This is a genomic window from Lentzea sp. NPDC060358, from assembly GCF_042725365.1.
Taxonomy (GTDB): domain Bacteria; phylum Actinomycetota; class Actinomycetes; order Mycobacteriales; family Pseudonocardiaceae; genus Lentzea.
Genome location: NZ_JBHXCW010000156.1, coordinates 1 through 18,500, shown reverse-complemented (window position 1 = coordinate 18,500; position 18,500 = coordinate 1). Strand labels below are relative to the sequence as shown.

The following is an 18,500-nucleotide window of genomic DNA, read 5'->3' as shown; positions in this document are numbered from 1 at the left end:
CCGCGGTGCACCACCACCTGCGGGTTGCTCACGAAGTCGCCTTCGCCTTGGACTTGCGCGGGGCCGCGGCCTTGCCGTTGGGCTCCGCCGCCGCCTCCGCCGGGGCCTCCTCGGGCTTCGCCGACGGCGCCCGGCCCTTGGAGATCTTCGCGAGCGACTTCAGCGCCGCCGCGTAGACCTCGTCGGGGTCGAGCCGGCGCAGCTCCTCGGCGAGGCAGTCGCGCACCGAACGGCGCTGCAGCGCCACCCGGCGGTCCGGCTGGCCGGGCTGCGACAGCGTGCCCACCTTGCCGTCCGGGCGGTGCAGGTCGACGGCGCCGGACGCGCGGTCCAGCTTGACCTGCACGATGCCCTCGCCGGAGGTCGCCTTGTAGCGCCGGGCGGGGACCTTCAACCGGTCCGTCAGCCAGGCCGCGAGCAGGTCGGTGGACGGCGAGTCGGCCTCACCGGTCACCTCCGCCTCGCTGACCTTCTCGTACGGCGGCAGGTCGAGCGACGAGGCGAGCATGGCGCGCCACAGCGTGAGCCGCGTCCACGCCAGGTCCGTGTCGCCAGGCGCGTAGTGCGCCCGCCGGGTCTCCAGGGCCTTGATCGGGTTCTTCTCGGCCGCGGCGTCGGTGATGCGCCGCTGCGCGAGAGCGCCGATCGGGTCCTTCGAGGGCGACACCGGCGCGTCGAACGGCCACCACGCCACGACCGGGGTGTCCGGCAGCAGCAGCGGCATGACGCACGAGGCGCCTTCCTTGGCCAGTTCGCCGTACAGGCGCAGCACCACGACCTCGGACGCGCCCGCGTCGCCACCGACGCGGATCTGCGCGTCGAGGCGCGGAGCGGCCTGGCGGGCGCCGCGGGCCACGACGATCACGCGGCACGGGTGCTCGCGCGAGGCGTCGTTGGCCGCGTCGATCGCGGCGTCGGTGCGCTGGCCGTCCTCGGTCACGATCACGAGGGTCAGCACGCGCCCGAGGGTCGTCGCACCGCCTTCGTCCCGCAGCCGGACGAGCCGCGAGTTGATCTGGGACGTGGTGGTCGAGGGCAGGTCGATGATCACGGACGCCTCCACTGCCTTCCGGTCCTGGCGGTCATCGTCTCCGCCGACGGCGGGCCCCAGGTGCCGGCCTTGTACTTCTCGAGGGCGGGTTCGTCCTTGCGCGCCCAGAACTCGAGCACCGGGTCGAGGATCTCCCAGGAGAGCTCGACCTCGTCGTTCTTCGGGAACAGCGACGGCTCGCCGAGCAGCACGTCGAGCAGCAGCCGCTCGTAGGCCTCCGGCGACGACTCGGTGAACGAGTGGCCGTAGCCGAAGTCCATCGTGACGTCGCGGACCTCCATCGTGTTGCCCGGCACCTTCGACCCGAACCGGATCGTCACGCCCTCGTCCGGCTGCACCCGCACGACGAGCGCGTTCTGGCCGAGCTCCTCCGTCGCGGTGTCGTCGAACGGCAGGTGCGGCGCCCGCTTGAACACGACGGCCACCTCGGTGACGCGGCGGCCCAGGCGCTTGCCGGTGCGCAGGTAGAACGGCACCCCGGCCCAGCGGCGGGTGTTGACCTCGCAGGTGATCGCGCCGAAGGTCTCGGTCTTCGACTCGGGCGAGAAGCCGCCCTCCTCGAGCAGGCCGGGGACCTTCTGGCCGCCCTGCCAGCCACCGGTGTACTGCCCGCGCGAGGTGGTCTCCTCGAACGGTTCCGCGGGACGCGTCGCCGAGAGGATCTTCACCTTCTCCGCGCGGAGGTCGGCCGGCTTGAACGAGACCGGCTCCTCCATCGCGATCAGCGCGAGCAGCTGCAGCAGGTGGTTCTGGATGACGTCGCGCGTCGCGCCGATGCCGTCGTAGTAGCCGGCGCGGCCACCGAGACCGATGTCCTCGGCCATGGTGATCTGCACGTGGTCGACGTAGTTCGAGTTCCAGATGGGTTCGTACAGCTGGTTCGCGAACCGCAGCGCCAGGATGTTCTGCACGGTCTCCTTGCCGAGGTAGTGGTCGATGCGGAACACCGACTCCTCGGGGAAGACCTCGTTGACCGTGCGGTTGAGCTCCTTGGCCGACTTGAGGTCGTGGCCGAAGGGCTTCTCGATGACGACGCGGCGCCACTGGTCCGGTGCCGTCTGGGCGAGGCCCGCGCGCTTGAGCTGGTTGACCACCGTCGGGAACGCGCCCGGCGGGATCGACAGGTAGAACGCGTGGTTGCCGCCCGTGCCGCGCTCGGCGTCGAGGGCCGCGAGGCACGACGCGAGGTTGTCGAACGCCGCGTCGTCGTCGAACGTGCCCTGCACGAACCGGATGCCCTCGGCGAGCTGCTGCCAGACCGCCTCGTTGAACGGCGTCCTGGCGTGCTCCTTCACCGCGTCGTGCACGACCTTCATGAAGTCCTGGTCGGCCCAGTCGCGGCGGGCGAAGCCGACGAGGCCGAAGCCCGGCGGCAGCAGACCCCGGTTCGCGAGGTCGTAGATGGCGGGCATGAGCTTCTTGCGCGACAGGTCACCGGTCACACCGAAGATGACCAGCGCGCTCGGGCCCGCGATGCGGGGCATGCGCTTGTCGCGCGCGTCCCGCAGCGGGTTGTTCCACTTGGCGGAAGTGGTCACGAGCCGTCCTCCTGGACTGCCTCGACGAGCTGGGCCAGGCCGGCGATGCGGTCCTGCAGGTGCAACCTCAGCACCGGGCGGCCGTGTTCGGCGAGCACCTGACCGTCGCCGAGCGCCTGCGCGAGCTGCAGCTGCGCCAGCGTGTAGGGACGGCCGGGCACCTCCAGGTCGTCGCCGGACTCGCCGGTGATCTGGACGAACACGCCGTTCTGGTGACCGCCCTTGTGGTACTGGCCGGTCGAGTGCAGGAAGCGAGGACCCCAGCCGAACGTGGTCTGCAGGTGCGTCCTCTTCGCGATCTCCGCGCGGAGCAGCTCGAACGACGCGTCGTCGATCCTGTCCAAGTACGCCTGAACGGAGATGTAGCCGTGGTCGGGCGCCACTTCGACGATGGCCGCGAGGGCCTCGGCGACCGTGGTCACCTTGCGCGGCGCCCAGTCCGTGCCGTGGCCCTCGACCGGACCGTCCACGAAGGACGGCTGGGTGGAGGAGGCGATCGGCGCGTCGAGCAGTGCGCGAGCGGCCTTCTTCGCGGCCTCGACGTCGGGCTGGTCGAACGGGTTGATCCCGAGCACCTTGCCGACGAGCGCGGTCGCGTACTCCCACAACAGGAACTGCGCGCCGAGCTTGCCCTCGACCGCGACGTTCGCCGACCCGGTGGCCGGTCCGATCGCGACGGTCGTGGCGTCGGACCGCGCGTCCACGAAGCCGGGGGCGCCGGGGCCCTCGACGACGACCGGCAGCAGGCCGGTGCCGTTCTTGCCCGTGGACTCGGCGATCAGCTGCTCGGCCCAGTCGCCGAAGCCCTTGATGCCCGACCCGGTGTCGGCGAACACGACCTTCTCGGCACCGTGCGCGTGCGCGGCGCCGAAGATCGCGGCCAGCTGCACCGCGGGGTTGTCGGCGTTGTCCTGCGACACGACCTTCGCGACCTCGGCCGCGTCGTCGAGCAGCTCCTCGACGTCCGCACCGGCCAGGTACGACGGCACCAGGCCGAACGCCGTCAGCGCCGAGTACCGGCCGCCGACGTTCGGGTCGGCCAGGAACACCTTGCGGTAGCCCGCTTCCTCGGACGCGGACTGCAGCGGCGAGCCGGGGTCGGTGACGACCACGATGCGCGACGCGGCGTCGATGCCCGCGTCGGTGAAGGCCTTCTCGAAGATGCGCCGGTGGCTGTCGGTCTCGACCGTCCCACCGGACTTGGACGACACCACGATCACCGTGCGCTCGAGGTCGCCGGCGAGAGCGTCGGCCACCTGGGCGGGATCGGTGGTGTCCAGCACGACCAGCGGCACGCCCGCGGTCCGCGTGATCACCTCGGGGGCGAGCGACGAGCCGCCCATCCCCGCGAGGACGACGCGGTCGACGCCCTCGGCGTGCAGTTCCTCGCGCAGCGCGACGAGGTCGGGGAGCAGTGCCCGGGACGTCTCGTGCAACGTCGTCCACGAGAGGCGGATGCTCGCCTCGGACTCGGCTTCCGGCCCCCACAGGGTCGGGTCCTGCGCGGTCAGCTTGCTCGGCACCGAATCCGCGACCAGGTCAGCAGCGATCGTGCTGACCTGGTCGGCGTTCGGTGACCTCACGATGTCGACGGAGGTCACTTGATGATCAGCCCTTCAGCTTCGCCAGTTGGTTCGTCACCGTCTCGAGCAACTCTTCCCAGGACTTCTCGAACTTCTCGACGCCCTCGGTCTCCAGCGCGACGAACACGTCCTGGAGGTCGATTCCCACGGCTTCGAGCTGGTCGAACACCTCCTGGCCCTCCGCGGCGCGTCCGGTGACCGTGTCACCGGTGATCTCGCCCGCGTCGGCGACGGCCTGCAGCGTCTTCTCCGGCATCGTGTTCACGACGTCGTTCACGACGAGCTGGTCGACGTAGAGGGTGGGGGAGTAGCTCAGGTCCTTCACGCCGGTCGAGGCCCACAGCGGGCGCTGCGCGTGCGCGCCGTCCGCCTTCAGAGCCTCCCAGCGCTCGCCCTGGAACGTCTTCTCGAACGCTCCGTAGGCGATCCACGCGTTGGCCAGGGCGGCCTTGCCGCGCAACGCCTTGGCCTCGTCCGTGCCGATCTTGTCCAGCCGCTTGTCGATCTCGGTGTCGACGCGCGAGACGAAGAAGGAGGCGACGGAGTGGATCGAGCGGAGGTCGTGGCCGTTGGCCTTGGCCTGCTCGAGGCCCGCGATGTAGGCCTCCATGACGGCCTCGTAGCGCTCGACCGAGAAGATCAGCGTGACGTTGACGGAGATGCCCTCGCCGATCACCTTCGTGATCGCCGGGATGCCCGCCTCGGTCGCCGGGATCTTCACCAGCAGGTTCGGCCGGTCCACGGTCTTCCACAGGTCCTGCGCCTCGGCGACGGTCTTGTCCGTCTCGAACGCCAGGCGCGGGTCGACCTCGATGGAGACGCGGCCGTCCACACCGTCCGTCGAGTTGTAGATGTCGCGGAACTTGTCGCAGGCGTTGCGCACGTCGGTCGTCGTGACCTCGCGGATGGTCGCCTCGGTGTCGGCGCCCCGGTTCGCGAGCTCGCGGACCTGCTCGTCGTAGGACTCGCCCTTCGACAGGGCGCCCGCGAAGATCGTCGGGTTCGTCGTGACCCCGACGACGTTCCAGTCGCGGATCAGCTCGTCCAGGTTGCCGCTGGTCAGCCGTTCGCGGGACAGGTCGTCGAGCCAGATCGAGACTCCGGCGCCGGACAGTGCTTCCAGATGCGGCTTGCTCACTTGTTACCCCTCACGTTGTCAAGGGAACGGCGCGCTGCGGCGACGACGTTCTCGGTCGTGAAACCGAACTCCTTGAACAGGACCTGGTAGTCGGCCGAGGCACCGAAGTGCTCGATCGACACGATCTCGCCGTTGTCGCCGACGTAGCGGTACCACGGCTGCGCGATGCCGGCCTCGACCGCCACGCGCGCCTTGACCGACGACGGGATGACCGACTCGCGGTACTCGGCGTTCTGCTTCTCGAACCACTCGACCGACGGCATGGAGACCACGCGCACTGCAACGCCCTCGCCCTGCAGCACCTTCCCGGCCTCGGCCGCGACCTGCAGCTCCGACCCCGTGCCGATGAGCACGATCTCCGGGTTCTCGTCGCCGAAGAGCACGTACCCGCCGCGCTTGACGCCCTCGGCGGAGGTGCCCTCCAGGATCGGGAGGTTCTGGCGGCTCAGCGCGAAGCCGACCGGGCCGAGCTGCTCGAGCGTGGCCTTCCACGCGTACGCGGTCTCGTTCGCGTCACCGGGGCGCACGACCGCGAAGTCCGGGATCGCGCGCAGCGCCGCGAGGTGCTCGATCGGCTGGTGCGTCGGGCCGTCCTCGCCCAGGCCGATGGAGTCGTGCGTCCACACGTAGGTGACGGCGGCCTGCATGATCGCCGCCAGGCGCACCGCGGGGCGCATGTAGTCGGAGAACACGAGGAACGTGCCGCCGAACGGGCGCGTCGGGCCGTGCAGCGCGATGCCGTTGAGGATCATGCCCATGGCGTTCTCGCGGACGCCGAAGTGCAGCACGCGGCCGTACGGGTCGGCGCTCCACATGCCCGTGGAGATCGACTCCGGGCCGAAGGACTTCGCGTCCTTGATCGTGGTCAGGTTCGACTCGGCCAGGTCGGCCGAGCCGCCCCACAGCTCCGGCAGGTGCTTCGCGAGGGCGTTGATGACCTCACCGGAGGCCTTGCGGGTCGGGACCTCCTTGCCGCCCACCTCGTAGACCGGCAGGTCGGCGTCCCAGCCCTGCGGCAGCTCGCGGGCGACCAGGCGGTCGAGCAGCGCCTTGTTCTCGCCGTTGGCCGACGCCCACGCGTCGAAGCTCTTCTGCCACTCGGCCTTGGCGTGCTCGCCGCGCTTCACGACCTCGCGGGCGTGCGCCAGGACCTCGTCGGCGACCTCGAAGGTCTGCTCGGGGTCGAAGCCGAGGACCTCCTTGGTGGCCTTGACCTCGTCGACGCCGAGCGCGGAGCCGTGCGCGGCACCGGTGTTCTGCTTGTTCGGCGCCGGGTAGCCGATGATCGTGCGCAGCAGGATGAACGACGGCTTGTCGGTGACGGCCTTGGCCTTCTCGACGGCTTCGAGGATGCCCTTGACGTTCTCGCCGGACTCGACGACCTGGACGTGCCAGCCGTAGGCCTCGTAGCGCGCCGCGGTGTCCTCGGACAGCGCGATCGCCGTGTCGTCCTCGATGGAGATCTTGTTGTCGTCGTAGAAGACGACCAGGTTGCCCAGCTGCTGCGTGCCCGCGAGCGACGAGGCCTCGGAGGTGACGCCCTCCTCGATGTCGCCGTCGGAGGCGATCACGTACACGTGGTGGTCGAACGGGCTCTGGCCCGGCGCGGCCGACGGGTCGAAGAGCCCCCGCTCACGGCGTGCGGCCATGGCCATGCCGACCGCGGCGGCGAGACCGGAGCCCAGCGGGCCGGTGGTGATCTCGACACCCCTGGTGTGGCCGTGCTCCGGGTGGCCCGGCGTCTTCGAGCCCCACTTGCGCAGGGTCTTCAGGTCGTCCAGCTCCAGGCCGTAGCCCGAGAGGAACAGCTGGACGTAGAGGGTGAGGCTGGAGTGGCCCGCGGAGAGCACGAACCGGTCGCGGCCGATCCAGTCGGCGTCGGCGGGGTCGTGCCGCATGACGCGCTGGAACAGCGTGTAGGCGAGGGGCGCGAGGCTCATCGCCGTGCCGGGGTGGCCGTTGCCGACGTTCTGCACGGCGTCCGCCGCGAGCACACGCGCGGTGTCCACGGCGCGCTTGTCGAGCTCGGTCCAGTCGTCGGGCAGATCGGCCTTGGTGAGCCGGGCGATGTCGTCGGTGACGGTCACGGACTTACAGCTCCAAACTTGTCGCTAGGGCGGGCCGCCGACTCGTTCGGAATCGATACCGAAGAGCCTGGCCCACGTCTCTCCCACGTCCTCCGGCCAGCCTAGTCCCGAGAGATTCAGAAGGTGCTCTGAAAGATCCCGGGCACATGTGTGCCGAGGCACACCAGCACCCGAACGGGCTGTGAATTCAGTGCGCGGTTACCATCAGTCGCCGGTTTTCACACCTGTCCCGACTCGAGGAGCGTTCACCCGATGAGTGCCGACAGTCTCGTCGCCGAGGCCCCGAACAGGTCGCCTCGCCAGGTCGTCGGCGCGTACGTGGCGCTCACCAAGCCGCGGGTCATCGAGCTCCTGCTGATCACCACGATCCCCGCGATGCTGCTCGCCCAGCACGGCCTCCCGCCGCTGTGGCTGATCGCCTGCACGCTCACCGGCGGCACCCTCGCCGCGGGGTCGGCGAACGCCCTCAACTGCTTCGTCGACGCCGACATCGACTCGGTGATGAAGCGGACGGCCGCCCGGCCCCTCGCGCACAACGCGATCCCGCCGCGCAACGCCCTGGTCTTCGGCATCGTGCTCGGCGTCTTCTCGTTCGCGTTCCTGTGGATGTTCGTCAACCTGATGTCGGCCGCCTTCGCGGTCGCGACGATCCTCTTCTACATCTTCGTCTACACGCTGGTCCTCAAGCGCCGCACCTCGCAGAACATCATCTGGGGCGGCATGGCGGGGTGCATGCCCGTCATCATCGGCTGGTCGGCGGTGACGGGCACCGTGCAGTGGCCGGCGCTGGTCATGTTCGGGGTCATCTTCTTCTGGACCCCGCCGCACACCTGGGCCCTCGCGATGAAGTTCAAGGAGGACTACGCCCGCGCAGGCGTGCCGATGCTGCCCGTGGTGGCCACAGCTCAGCAGGTGACGCGGCAGATCGTGATCTACAGCTGGATCACCGTCCTCTGCACGCTCGCCCTGGCCCCGGTCACCTCGTGGATCTACGTGGCGGTGGCGGCCCTGTCCGGCGTGTGGTTCGCCGTCTTCGCGCACAAGCTGCACAACGTGGTGCGCCGCGGCGGTTCCACGAACACCATGAAGTTCTTCCACATGTCGAACCTCTACCTGATGCTCGTGTTCTGCGGTCTCGCCGTGGACGCGGTCGTCGGGTTGCCGGTGCTCGGCTGGCCGTTCTAGCTGCACTTCCAGTCGTACGGCTGTGGCGCCCGTTGAGTTCACCGTCACCGGTGGTGAAGGTTCACCACTGGACTTCGTCGCGGCCCTGACCCCGTCCACCTCGCTCGTCGTGATCACCGATCCCGGCGGGTGGGCGCAGGTCAGCCGCGGTCTCACCCCCGGCTTCGCCGCGTCGACGGTCGTCACCACGCAGGTGCGCCCGCTGCGGTTCGCGGTCGTCGACCTCCGGCACTTCCCGTCGGCCTCGGCCCTGCCGTCGATCAGCGACGTGCCCGGCGACGTCGTGGCGCTGCACGACACGCGCTCGTGGGACTCGGCGCCGATCGTCGCCGTGCTGCGCCGGCTCGGCCGGCCCGTCGTGCTCTTCACCGCGGTGCACGCCTGGGTGTCCGGTGTGGACCCCGCGTCGATGGTGGTCGGCTGGAGCGCACCGCACGTCGTGCTGGCGCGGCCGGTGCGCCCCGGCGAGGCAAGGGTGGAGGACGCCCTCTGGCAGTTCCGGGAGCTGGAACGCCGCCGGATGATGACCTACGCGAAGCTGCCCGCGCCGCCCCCGCTCGTCGACCGGACCGTGACGGTCGTCGTCGCGCTGCCGGGTGCGACCGAGGGCATCGCCGGGGCGCTGCGGCCGGGCGCCGACTACGAGGTGTGGGTGCGCGTCGGCGACGTGGCCGTGCCGCTGCCGGGCGACCTGGAGCTCAAGGCCGTGCTCGGCCTGAACGGCCGGGACGTGCAGTCGGAGTCGTTCGTGCTGCCGGTCGAGGGCGGGAGCCCGTGGGTGAGCTTCCCGGTGACGACGCCGTACGCGTCCGTGCCGTGGACCGGTGAGCTGGTCATCTACCGCGGTGTCGTGCCGGTGCACGTCCAGCAGCTGGTGCTGCCGGTCGGCGGCGGCGAGTCCGCGGTGCGGCAGCGGTTCCGGCTGTCGCGGACGTTCGCGGACCTCGGGTCGTTGTCGTCGCGGACGGCGTCGGTGCTGGTGCTCGGCGAGCGCGCGCTCGTGGCGACGGGCCGCGACCTGCGCTGGACCGGCCTGGACGGCTCCGTCGACCTGCCCGCCGTGTCGGGGTTCGATCCCTGGTACGGCAAGGGCTTCCCGGCCTGCTGCGAGGACCTCGCGGCGTTCGCGGTGCGCGGTGCCGCGCTGCACGGGCGGCTGTTCCCCGACGGCTCCGGCGTCCGGCGCGGTGGCGTGATCACGGTGGCCGGCGCGACGCGCCTGCCGTGGGCGTGCGTCTACGACCTGCCGTTCACCGAGGGCCCCTACCGGCTGTGCTCGTCCGTGTCGCGGTTCGGCCCGTTCGGCGCCGGGGGACCGGTGCCACCGCGCTGCCCGGAGCCGGACCACAGCGGCAACGTCCTGTGCCCCTTCGGGTTCTGGGGCCTGTCGAACGTCCTGGAACAGCCCGCCGGCCCGCTCGCGTGGCAGGTCGCCCCGGCCCGGCGCCAGGTGCGCATCGCGCTGGCCGTCGACCCGGACCTGGACCGGACGCTCACCCAGCGCCACGTGGCGGAGCTGATGTCGTTCCTGCCGCCGGACTCGATCTCCTCCGCCTACGTCAGCCCGTCGCACCTGTCGCGCGAGCTGTCGGAGGAACGCGCGGACGTGATGAACCTCGTCTACGACGAGGGCGTCCTGGAGCGGGTCGAGATCGAGGGCTGGCCCCACCGCCCGCTGGTCGTGACGACGTCCCCGGCGGCGCACCTGGTGGACGCGTTCGTGAACCGGGCGGGCGCCGCGGGCGTGATCTGCCCGGAGGTGCCCGTCGACCAGGGCATGGCCGGGTGGGTGAGCGGCATGCTGCTCGCGCGGCTCGCCGGCGGCATGCCCGCGGGCGAGGCGGTGCGGCAGACGCGCTGGGAGATGCTGAGCCGCGGCAACGTCCTGGGCCTCGCCCTGACCCTGCACGCGGGCGCCGACCTGCGCCTGCGCTGACCCCGGCCGCCGGGCGCCCGTGAGGGTGAAAGGTCGTCTCGAGTCGATCACGGCGTGAACCGCCGCCGGTGCGGGGCCGTTGTGCCGGACATGCTGAACCCGCAGGCACAACTGCGTCAGGCGGTCGAGGACCTGACGCGCCGCTTCGGAGACCGCGTGCCGGACGACGAGATCCACGAGGCAGCCGCGGCCGCGCACGAGGGCCTGTCGCGCACGGCGACCGTGACGGCGCACCTCGCCGTGCTCACCGCCCGCCGCGCCGCCCGCGACCTCGCGTTCGCGGCCGTGGGTGTGCGGATGCCGGTCCAGCAGGAGGCCGGGCTCACCCCGCCCCAGGTGACGTCGAAGTAGGGCGCTAGATCGCGACCTGGGTCAGCGGCGTAGACCTGCCCGGCAAACCGTTGAATTCACCTCGGGAACAGGACAAAAGCTGGCCAACTTGTTTCCTGGTCTGCGTGGAATTATGTGCCATGTGGCGTACTCGCGGCTGCTACCAGCGGATATGGTCGTTACAGATGCTGCCGAATTGCTGCTGACAATCACTCTGATGGCCCAGGGTCGGCCACAGTGAGTTACATTGTCGGCGGTATTTTCGATGCATCGTGCGCTAGGACATGAACGCAGGGAGAGGCGCAGCGCATGAGCAGATCGCGCAGACAGATCGTGCCGCCGGCGGCGGGGCCGGAGAACTGGCCGCCGGAGAGCTTCGCGGCGCGGATCTCGGCCAAGGATCTCAACGACCTGCTCGGCGGCTTCAGACAGGTCGACTTCGAGCCGAAAGACGTCGTGATGCATGAGGGCGAGGTCGGTAACTCCGTCGCGCTCGTCCTCTCCGGTCAGCTCAAGGTGGAGACGCGTGACTCCCACGGACGCACGCATCTGCTCGGGCTGCTCGGCCGCGGTGACCTCATCGGGGAAATGGCTTTCCTGGACAGACGGAGACGCTCCGCGTCGGTGATCGCACTGGGCGCCGGCAGTTGTGCGGAAGTATCCGGCAGTCGCTTCGTCCAGTTGATGCAGGAGAGTCCCGGTGCGTCGTTGGAGATCGCGCGACTGGTGTCCGCGCGTCTGCGTGCCGCCGAGCGCCGCAGGCTCGACTTCACCGCCTACCAGGGCCCGTGGCGGTTGGCGTCCGAACTCGTCAAGCTCGCCTCGGTGTTCCGCGGTGCCGGGCAGGACCAGACAGTCCGCATCGAACTGACACAGGACGAACTCGCGCAAATCGTGAACGTGTCCAGGATCTCCGTTCAGCGTGCCATCCGGACACTGCGCGAGTACCGGCTCGTGCGACCTGCCTACGGTGCTCTTGTGGTGCCGTGTGTCACCTGTCTCGTTGCCGCGATGCCGGATCAGTCGGGTAACGAACAGGTCAATGGCATCACCGGATGTAGTGGAACCCGTTCACACGGATAGATGTTGTTCGCCTCCAACCACTTATCGCGGAGGCGAACAAGATGGACGAACAGCCCTACCCCCACACCGTGTTGCAACTGGACACCGTGTCGTCCAGCAAGGGCACCGTTCTCCGACAGGTGCACCTGGACAAGGCGCTGGAGAAGGTGTTGGCCGACGCCAAGGCGCGTTGCTCATTCGTAGGTGACGACTGGTTTCACCGGGTCACCGGCGACAGCGCCGTCCTCGCGGCACCGTCGAGGATCCCGAAGTCGGTGATCGCCGCTGACTTCGTGCGCGAGCTTCGGACCGCACTGCACAACTTCAACGTGGTGATGAACGAGACCGGCCGTCTGCGCATGAGGCTGGCCATCGACCACGGCGACGTGATCCGGCACGGCGAGTTCATCAACGGGACGGCAGTGGTCCGCGCCGCTCGGCTGTGCGACTCGGAAGCAGTGCGAGATGCGCTGCGGCGCAACGACAACGTCGATCTCGCCGTGGTGCTCACCGAGGCGTTCTACGACGACGCGGTCGTCGAAGGTGACCGCGGTCTCAACCCCGGCGAGTTCACCTTCGTGCACGACCGTGTCAAGGACCGCGAGGTCACCGGCTATCTCTGGCTGCCGGGCCGTCCCGGCAAGGGAGGGGGCGGTGGTGCGCCTCGATCGGGACCGCGTCCCATTCCCGGACCTCCCTCCGGCAATGGCACCTATGTCCGCGATGTGAGAGCGGAGGGAAACACCGTCATCGGCACCAACGGCTCAATGCACAACTACTAGCCGGACGACCAGTGATCCCGTCCTCGCCGGGGTCGAACAGCGGGAGGGCAGATGAGCGACGAAGAGCAGGGAGCTGGAGGCGCCGAGCCGGTGCTGCCATCACTGCCGGAACCAGGGGCTCCGCTGGAGGACGCGTCGGCGCCAGCGCCCGAGAGGCTTTCGGCAACGGCGGAGGAGACGCCTTCAGAGCAGTCGTCGCCGGGTGGGACGTCGTCGGTGCCGCCTGGGAGCGATTCGCCATCGCCCGGCGCGTCCACCAGCGGACGCGGACAGACTACCGGTCTGTGGGCTGACGATCGGGACCACGAGTACCAGCGCCACGTAGGTGAACGCCCGTACTCCTACGACGACCGGCGCACGGTGGTCGAGAACCTGATCGCCGATGGCAACACCGTCGTCGGCAGTGGCTCCAGCCAGTTCAACAGCACGCACAACAACTTCTTCAGCAGGAAGAAGGGGCCCACCGCTCGCTCCGGTCGGTTCCCTCAAAGCGTGACCACCACCAATTTCAAGACCTACGTGCCTTTTCCGTGCTTTTCTCAGGCAGCGCAGATACTTCGGGACCGAGGCGTTGTCTACCTGAGCGGCCCGGCGGACAGCGGCAGGTTGTCGACAGCGATCAAGCTGAGCACGGAGGCTTGCGGCCCCAGCCGAGTGGTCATGATTGATGCCGATGACGACTTCGATGTGGCGACCCTGACCGACGAGGAGACGAAGTCCGTTCTCCGCGCCGATCACGCACACGTGCTGGAGATCGGTGCCGGCAAGCCGGTGCGCAGGAGCACCCTGGACTCGCTCGCCGGTTGGGCCCTGGACCACAACGCAGCGGTCGTGGTGATCGGTCCGGCCGCTGAGCAGGTTGACGACAGGCTCCAGCCGTACGCCGTTTCCCATCAGCCGCCGGATCCGAGCCAGGTCTTGGTGAGCCATCTGCAACATGGTCTGGCTCTTCGGTACGGCCCGGCGAGCTTCGTCGAGCTTTGTCTGGCAGACGAAAGAATTTCGGAGTACCTCGAGCGGCCGCAGCCGCCGCGTCACGTGGCGGATCTCGCGGCGCGGCTCCTCGACAGCATCGGAACCGGTCGCGAGCCCGGGGAAGCGTTGTCCCACACCAGCGCGTTCTTCAGGTCCGTCGCACAGGACCTGCTCCAAGTGATCGAGTCGTCCCGATCGATCGGGGAGATCAGGGCTCGGCATCGGGAAGTAGCCGCACGGCTGGGTTATGCGGTGTTCCAGGACTACACGATGACCGACGTCGCCGACACGGCGGTCCTGTTGTTCGGCGCGTTGCAGACCTGCCACCGCACGACCAGGCTTCAAACGACCGCTCCGGTGTTCGGCAAGGGGGTCGAAGGCTTCCTGGACAAGAGGCTGGGCATCCTCGACCGTCCGGTCGACGGTGAAGAACGCCGGGCGCGGCTCGTCGATCCTTCTTTGGCACAACACCTGTTGGACGTCGCGTGGAACGACTTCGATGCTGTCACCAGGGCTCCACTGCTCGCCTGGCTGAACGAACTGGTGACCGACGGCCGCAAGTGGATCGTGCTGCGAGCTGCGCTGACCGCGGGGTATCTCGCAACACACGACTTCAGCGTCCTGTACCAGCGGCTGATCAAACCGTGGGCCACGGCGCCGGCATTCCGACGTCGGCAGGCGGCCGCGTGGGCACTGGAGGCAGCCTCTCTCAACAGGAGGTTGACCTCGAGGGTGGCCAGACAGGTGGCGGACTGGGCGTGGAGTCCCAACCACTTGATGAACGACACGGCGGCTCTCGCCTACGCCACCCGCATAGGCAGGCTCTCGGTCGAGAACTCGCTGGCAGGCTTGCGCGCCGTCGCAGTCCACCCGCGGCTGATGACCAGCCCGACGGTGGCCAACGCCATTGCTCAGCTCTACTCGTCCGACCAGGCGCACCTGGTGCTGAAGGAGCTCGTCACCTGGGCTGACGCGGGCGCTCAGACCAAGGTGCACGCGTCGCGCTCGATCGTCTTCACGTCCTTGGTGAACGAGCCCGATGGAGTGTGGCCGGTGCTGATCCGGTTGATCGCCGGGGACGAACAGGCACGGGAGCAGGTGACGGCGTTGTGGCGGACCGCGCTCGTCGAGCCGCTGGTCGGCAAGCGGGCCTGGGAGACGTTGCTGCAACTGGTGCTGCGAAGCGACCACGAGGTCGACCTGGCCGATGAGGTGGAGAGCTTCCTCCTCGGCCTGCTGCGGCAGCCGGAGTTGATCAGACGAGCGCGGTTCAACGTCTACGTCTGGCGTTCCGACCACTCGGACGCGGCTCTGCTCAAGCGAATCGCCGAAAAACTGTGAGGGAGGAAGTTGTGACCGAAGAAACCAAGAAGCGCCGTGGGTTCTGGAAGAAGCTCTGGGACAAGGTGGTCGGGCGGGACGAGCGGGAGCCTGGTCCTTCTGGCCGTGTCCAGTTCCTTGAGGTGATCGAACACCGCGAGGCTGAAGGACCCCTGTCCATTCCGAGCTGTGCCGAAGGATTTGACTTCTCGGTGCAGTACCACGTCGTCTGGTCGCTGAACGACGGTACCTACGACGACCTGCTCAAGCGCATCGGGTGGCACGAGGAGAACCTGCGGCACGACATCCTCGAGCGCATCTGGTCGATCGGTCGCGACTTCTACCCGCACGACCCTTCGTCGGCGGAGCAGAGGATGAACGAGCGACTCCGTGGCGGGTGGTGCTACGACACCGCCGACCAGAAGAAGGTTCGCTGCGAAGTCAGGGTCCGCGTGAACTCGGACGCGCGGATCGCCGAGAAGCAGCAGGGCCACTACGAGCAGCTCGTGGCGATGGACTGCGACCACATGCTCAAGTTGCGCCGCATGGCGAACGTCCGCTGTGAGCTCGAAGGCTGGCAGCAGGTCGTGGAGGACTTCGGATCCGCCATCGCGGTGGTGCACGCCGCACGGCTCGTCGATCCCGAGGTGGCTGTGGTGTTCGCGAACCTCGCCGAGGAACGCAAGAAGTCGGCCGCGAGCCTCGTCAACGTGCTTCACACGGCAACTCGCGACCACCTGCAGGTCGGGCTCTACGAGTTCGCGAACGCCTACGACCTCGCCGTGCGCTCCTTCATGCAGCAGCAGGGACTGTCCGCCGGCACCCTGGCGGACGCCTTCGAGGCGACCGCGCAGAACTCGAACCAGGACTAGGGGAGGACCACGTGTTAAAGAAGATCACCGCGGGGATGGGGGTTCTCGTGTGCACGGGAGCACTGCTCACGTCCTGCGCCGAGCCCGAAGTCGACACCTGCGGGTGGATGAACAGGACCGGTGCGAACGAGCCGGGTGGCGCCGCGGTCGTGCTGCTGGACGCGTCCAACTCGACGCGATCGGTGGAGGCGGAGAAGGCACCGGACTACGCACAGGCGTTGAAAGCACGGCTGACCGATGTGGTGAAGGCCAGGCAGACTTTGTCGATTGGGTCGTTCTCCGGCAACGCGACGAGGGTGCGTTGGATCGAGCAGGACCTGACGACCGATGTCGATGCGGGCCCCGAGAACTACGACGACGCGGTTGTGAACGCGACGCGCTGCCTGCAGGACTTCATCACGAAGGCCAGCGCTGACGGTCCGGTCGAACCGGGCACCGATGTGCTCGGCGCCGCAACTGCCGGCTTCGAGAAGGTGCGTGCGGTCAAGGGCGAGCGTGCGGTGATCCTGGCCACCGACGGTCTTTCCACGGTTGGGTGCGCAAGTCTCGAGAAGGCGGCCATCGGGCAGACGACGGTGCTCGAGAACATCGTGTCGCTCTGCAACACGCGTGGGAACGAGACTGGCAAGGCACCTGACGGGACGAAGCTCTCTTTGGTCGGTGTGGGACACCCTGCCGTCGGTGCGTCCACTCCCTCGACCGGGCAGCTGATCTGGCTGGGACAGCTGTGGACACGGCTGTGCGAGACGACCGGTGTGCTGAAGGAGAACTGTGCCGTCGACACGGTCTCCGTGATGGGGAAGGCGCCGCAGCGGGCACCTTCCGGGAACGTGGCCGACCCGGAGATCACGTTCCCGAAGCCGGGCGACGGCGTCGACGGGGACAAAGTGATCACCTGGTCGCTCGGGGACAGCGACATGGTGCTGTTCGACTTCGACTCCGACCAGCTCAGAGCTGAGGGCCTCACACAGCTCGACCAGGTCGCGTCCAAGATCAAGCAGTATCCCAACGCCACCACCACGGTCACCGGGCACACCGATGCCCGTGGAACCAACGAGTACAACCTGGGCCTTTCGCAGCGCAGAGCGGCGGCGGTCCGTGCAGCGCTTTTGAACAAGGGGGTGACGACGAAGGTCGAGACGCAGTGGTTCGGCGAGGAGAAGCCATTGTGCCCGCACTCCTCCGACGAGCAGGCGATGAAGTGCAACCGCAGAGTCGAGATCGTGACGAACAAGGGGTGGTGAAACTCCGATGAGCCAGGTGACCCTCAACGGCGCGGGCGGCTACTCGCGGCCGCGCCCGTGCCCGCCGACAGCTCCCTGTGTGGGCCTGCACAGCGTCCCATTGATGCCACGAGTGCGGTACGGCGCAACGGAACTCGACAACTCCGAGGCGGCCACCCTGACGAGAGCCGCCATCGAAGCCGAGGAGGGCCTGGCCGCGGCAATGCCCGGAGTCGATGTAGCCACCCGTGATCTGACCGATGCGACGGCGCGTTGGCGCACTGCACTCGACCGTCTGGAGGCGCTGCTGGCCGCCCGGACGGTCCTCAACTCGGTTGTCGCCCGGCACCGCGTGGCGCGCCGCCACGCACAGGAAGGACCAGAAGACCGCAGGCACCGCCCGAAGATGTGGACCTGGTTTCTCTACATCTCACTCGTGGTCGCATCGGTCTACGACACCTGGTTCTTCGCCTTCATGTTGCGCAGACTCACCAACGAGAAGGACCCGTTGCTGGCCAAGCTCTCCTACCTGCCCGGGCTTCTGATCGCAGCCGCACTGCTCGTGTCCGGGACCCTGCTGGCCAAGCAGGTCGTCCGAGCGTGGTCGCACCGGGACCGGATGACCGAGCGTCCACCGTTCGCCCTCAAGGACGCTTTCGAACGGCTGTGGAACTGGAGACCGAAATCCCAGACGCGGGACGCCGATGACCTGCCGTGGCCGGTCTGGGGCCTGGCGATTGCCTTCTTCACGTTCATCCTGATCACTTTCGGGGTGTGGGCCATCCAGCGCGTGACGCAGTCGAGGGCCGAGGCGGCGGCTGTGAAGTACCCCCCGCTGGCGGTCGTGATGTTGTTCTTGCTCTTCACTCTTGGTGCGGTCTTCGTGAAGATCATCGAGTACAACCCGTGGGCGGACTCGGTTGCACGGGCCGAGAAGGAGTTCAAGCGGGGCAAGATCTCGTTCGATAAGCTCGTCGTGGAGGCAGAAGCGGCGAAACGGGCACATGATCCCGCGTGGCAGCACCTTCGGACGATGATCGACAACACGGGGAACGCGGCCCGTCGGACGATCAACCAGGCGTGGGTGTGCATCCTGGAGAGGCGGGCCGAGCACGGTCTCGCGGGTCACCTGGCGCCGAGTTTCAACGAGGCCGGCGGCACCGAGACGGTTCCGCTGTTTCGCGACATGCCGGAACCAGCAGTGCCTACGACAGGGTTGGTGAAGCCGCTCGAGATGCTGAGCACGTACGACGGCAAGCAGCTGGCGGCGGAGCAAGAACAGCTGGTCAAGAAGCTGATCAAGCAGTTGGAGCCGCCGGACTCGAACGACTCCGAGTCCGATTCGCGCGACCGGGTGTCACCGAGCTCAGCAACAGGCGCCCAGCCCGGCGGCGCCGAACGCCACCGCGAGGAACGCC

14 protein-coding genes are annotated in these 18,500 nt (G+C 68.4%); 9 read left to right on the top strand and 5 right to left on the bottom strand.

Annotation, left to right across the window (positions count from 1 at the left end):
- Positions 1 to 28 precede the first annotated feature (28 nt).
- The 5 genes from opcA to tkt are packed head-to-tail and all read right to left on the bottom strand — an operon-like array spanning position 29 to position 7,397.
- Positions 29 to 1,051, bottom strand: a complete 1,023-nt coding sequence (gene opcA / locus ACFWGZ_RS27745; RefSeq protein WP_382454518.1) for a glucose-6-phosphate dehydrogenase assembly protein OpcA — start codon at positions 1,049 to 1,051, stop codon at positions 29 to 31.
- Positions 1,048 to 2,535 carry a glucose-6-phosphate dehydrogenase gene (gene zwf, locus ACFWGZ_RS27740; protein ID WP_382454519.1) on the bottom strand — a complete coding sequence of 496 codons (1,488 nt, stop codon included), beginning with the start codon at positions 2,533 to 2,535 and terminating at the stop codon, positions 1,048 to 1,050. Before zwf ends, opcA begins: the two co-directional genes overlap by 4 nt.
- Before the next feature lie 50 nt (positions 2,536 to 2,585).
- On the bottom strand, positions 2,586 to 4,172 hold the full coding sequence (locus ACFWGZ_RS27735; protein ID WP_382454517.1) for a glucose-6-phosphate isomerase: 1,587 nt from the start codon (positions 4,170 to 4,172) through the stop codon (positions 2,586 to 2,588).
- Positions 4,173 to 4,197: 25 nt separating this feature from the next.
- Complete coding sequence (tal, locus tag ACFWGZ_RS27730) at positions 4,198 to 5,310, bottom strand: transaldolase (protein ID WP_382454516.1); 1,113 nt, start codon at positions 5,308 to 5,310, stop codon at positions 4,198 to 4,200.
- Positions 5,307 to 7,397: a transketolase gene (gene tkt, locus ACFWGZ_RS27725; RefSeq protein ID WP_382454515.1), complete on the bottom strand. Its 2,091-nt coding sequence runs from the start codon at positions 7,395 to 7,397 to the stop codon at positions 5,307 to 5,309. The genes tal and tkt overlap by 4 nt, the downstream gene beginning before the upstream one ends.
- 252 nt (positions 7,398 to 7,649) lie before the next feature.
- On the opposite strand from tkt, the gene ACFWGZ_RS27720 reads away from it, so the two are divergent.
- The 9 genes from ACFWGZ_RS27720 to ACFWGZ_RS27680 all read left to right on the top strand — a co-directional run.
- Positions 7,650 to 8,582: a heme o synthase gene (locus ACFWGZ_RS27720; RefSeq protein WP_382454514.1), complete on the top strand. Its 933-nt coding sequence runs from the start codon at positions 7,650 to 7,652 to the stop codon at positions 8,580 to 8,582.
- Between the two features lie 22 nt (positions 8,583 to 8,604).
- Positions 8,605 to 10,518 carry a hypothetical protein gene (locus ACFWGZ_RS27715; RefSeq protein WP_382454513.1) on the top strand — a complete coding sequence of 638 codons (1,914 nt, stop codon included), beginning with the start codon at positions 8,605 to 8,607 and terminating at the stop codon, positions 10,516 to 10,518.
- Positions 10,519 to 10,608: 90 nt separating this feature from the next.
- Entirely contained in the window at positions 10,609 to 10,869 is a 261-nt protein-coding gene (locus ACFWGZ_RS27710; protein WP_382454512.1) for a three-helix bundle dimerization domain-containing protein, read from the top strand.
- 288 nt (positions 10,870 to 11,157) lie between these two features.
- Positions 11,158 to 11,931 carry a Crp/Fnr family transcriptional regulator gene (locus tag ACFWGZ_RS27705; protein ID WP_382454511.1) on the top strand — a complete coding sequence of 258 codons (774 nt, stop codon included), beginning with the start codon at positions 11,158 to 11,160 and terminating at the stop codon, positions 11,929 to 11,931.
- 41 nt (positions 11,932 to 11,972) lie between these two features.
- Positions 11,973 to 12,692, top strand: coding sequence for a hypothetical protein (locus ACFWGZ_RS27700; protein WP_382454510.1), 720 nt, complete (start codon positions 11,973 to 11,975; stop codon positions 12,690 to 12,692).
- 51 nt (positions 12,693 to 12,743) lie between these two features.
- Positions 12,744 to 15,008, top strand: coding sequence for a hypothetical protein (locus ACFWGZ_RS27695; RefSeq protein ID WP_382454509.1), 2,265 nt, complete (start codon positions 12,744 to 12,746; stop codon positions 15,006 to 15,008).
- Positions 15,009 to 15,019: 11 nt separating this feature from the next.
- A complete protein-coding gene (locus ACFWGZ_RS27690; protein WP_382454508.1) occupies positions 15,020 to 15,859 on the top strand; it encodes a hypothetical protein in 840 nt (279 codons plus the stop codon).
- 149 nt (positions 15,860 to 16,008) lie between these two features.
- Positions 16,009 to 17,103 (top strand): OmpA family protein, encoded by a 1,095-nt coding sequence (locus ACFWGZ_RS27685; RefSeq protein ID WP_382454507.1) that lies wholly within the window; start codon positions 16,009 to 16,011, stop codon positions 17,101 to 17,103.
- Positions 17,104 to 17,110: 7 nt separating this feature from the next.
- Positions 17,111 to 18,500: hypothetical protein (locus tag ACFWGZ_RS27680; protein WP_382454506.1), on the top strand; the 1,390-nt coding region annotated here is incomplete at its 3' end.

Coding starts and splice junctions, on each gene's coding strand:
- zwf (WP_382454519.1), bottom strand. CDS start 2,535: ATGCCCCGCATCGCGGGCCCGAGCGCGCTGGTCATCTTCGGTGTGACC.
- ACFWGZ_RS27720 (WP_382454514.1), top strand. CDS start 7,650: ATGAGTGCCGACAGTCTCGTCGCCGAGGCCCCGAACAGGTCGCCTCGC.
- ACFWGZ_RS27710 (WP_382454512.1), top strand. CDS start 10,609: ATGCTGAACCCGCAGGCACAACTGCGTCAGGCGGTCGAGGACCTGACG.
- ACFWGZ_RS27705 (WP_382454511.1), top strand. CDS start 11,158: ATGAGCAGATCGCGCAGACAGATCGTGCCGCCGGCGGCGGGGCCGGAG.
- ACFWGZ_RS27700 (WP_382454510.1), top strand. CDS start 11,973: ATGGACGAACAGCCCTACCCCCACACCGTGTTGCAACTGGACACCGTG.
- ACFWGZ_RS27695 (WP_382454509.1), top strand. CDS start 12,744: ATGAGCGACGAAGAGCAGGGAGCTGGAGGCGCCGAGCCGGTGCTGCCA.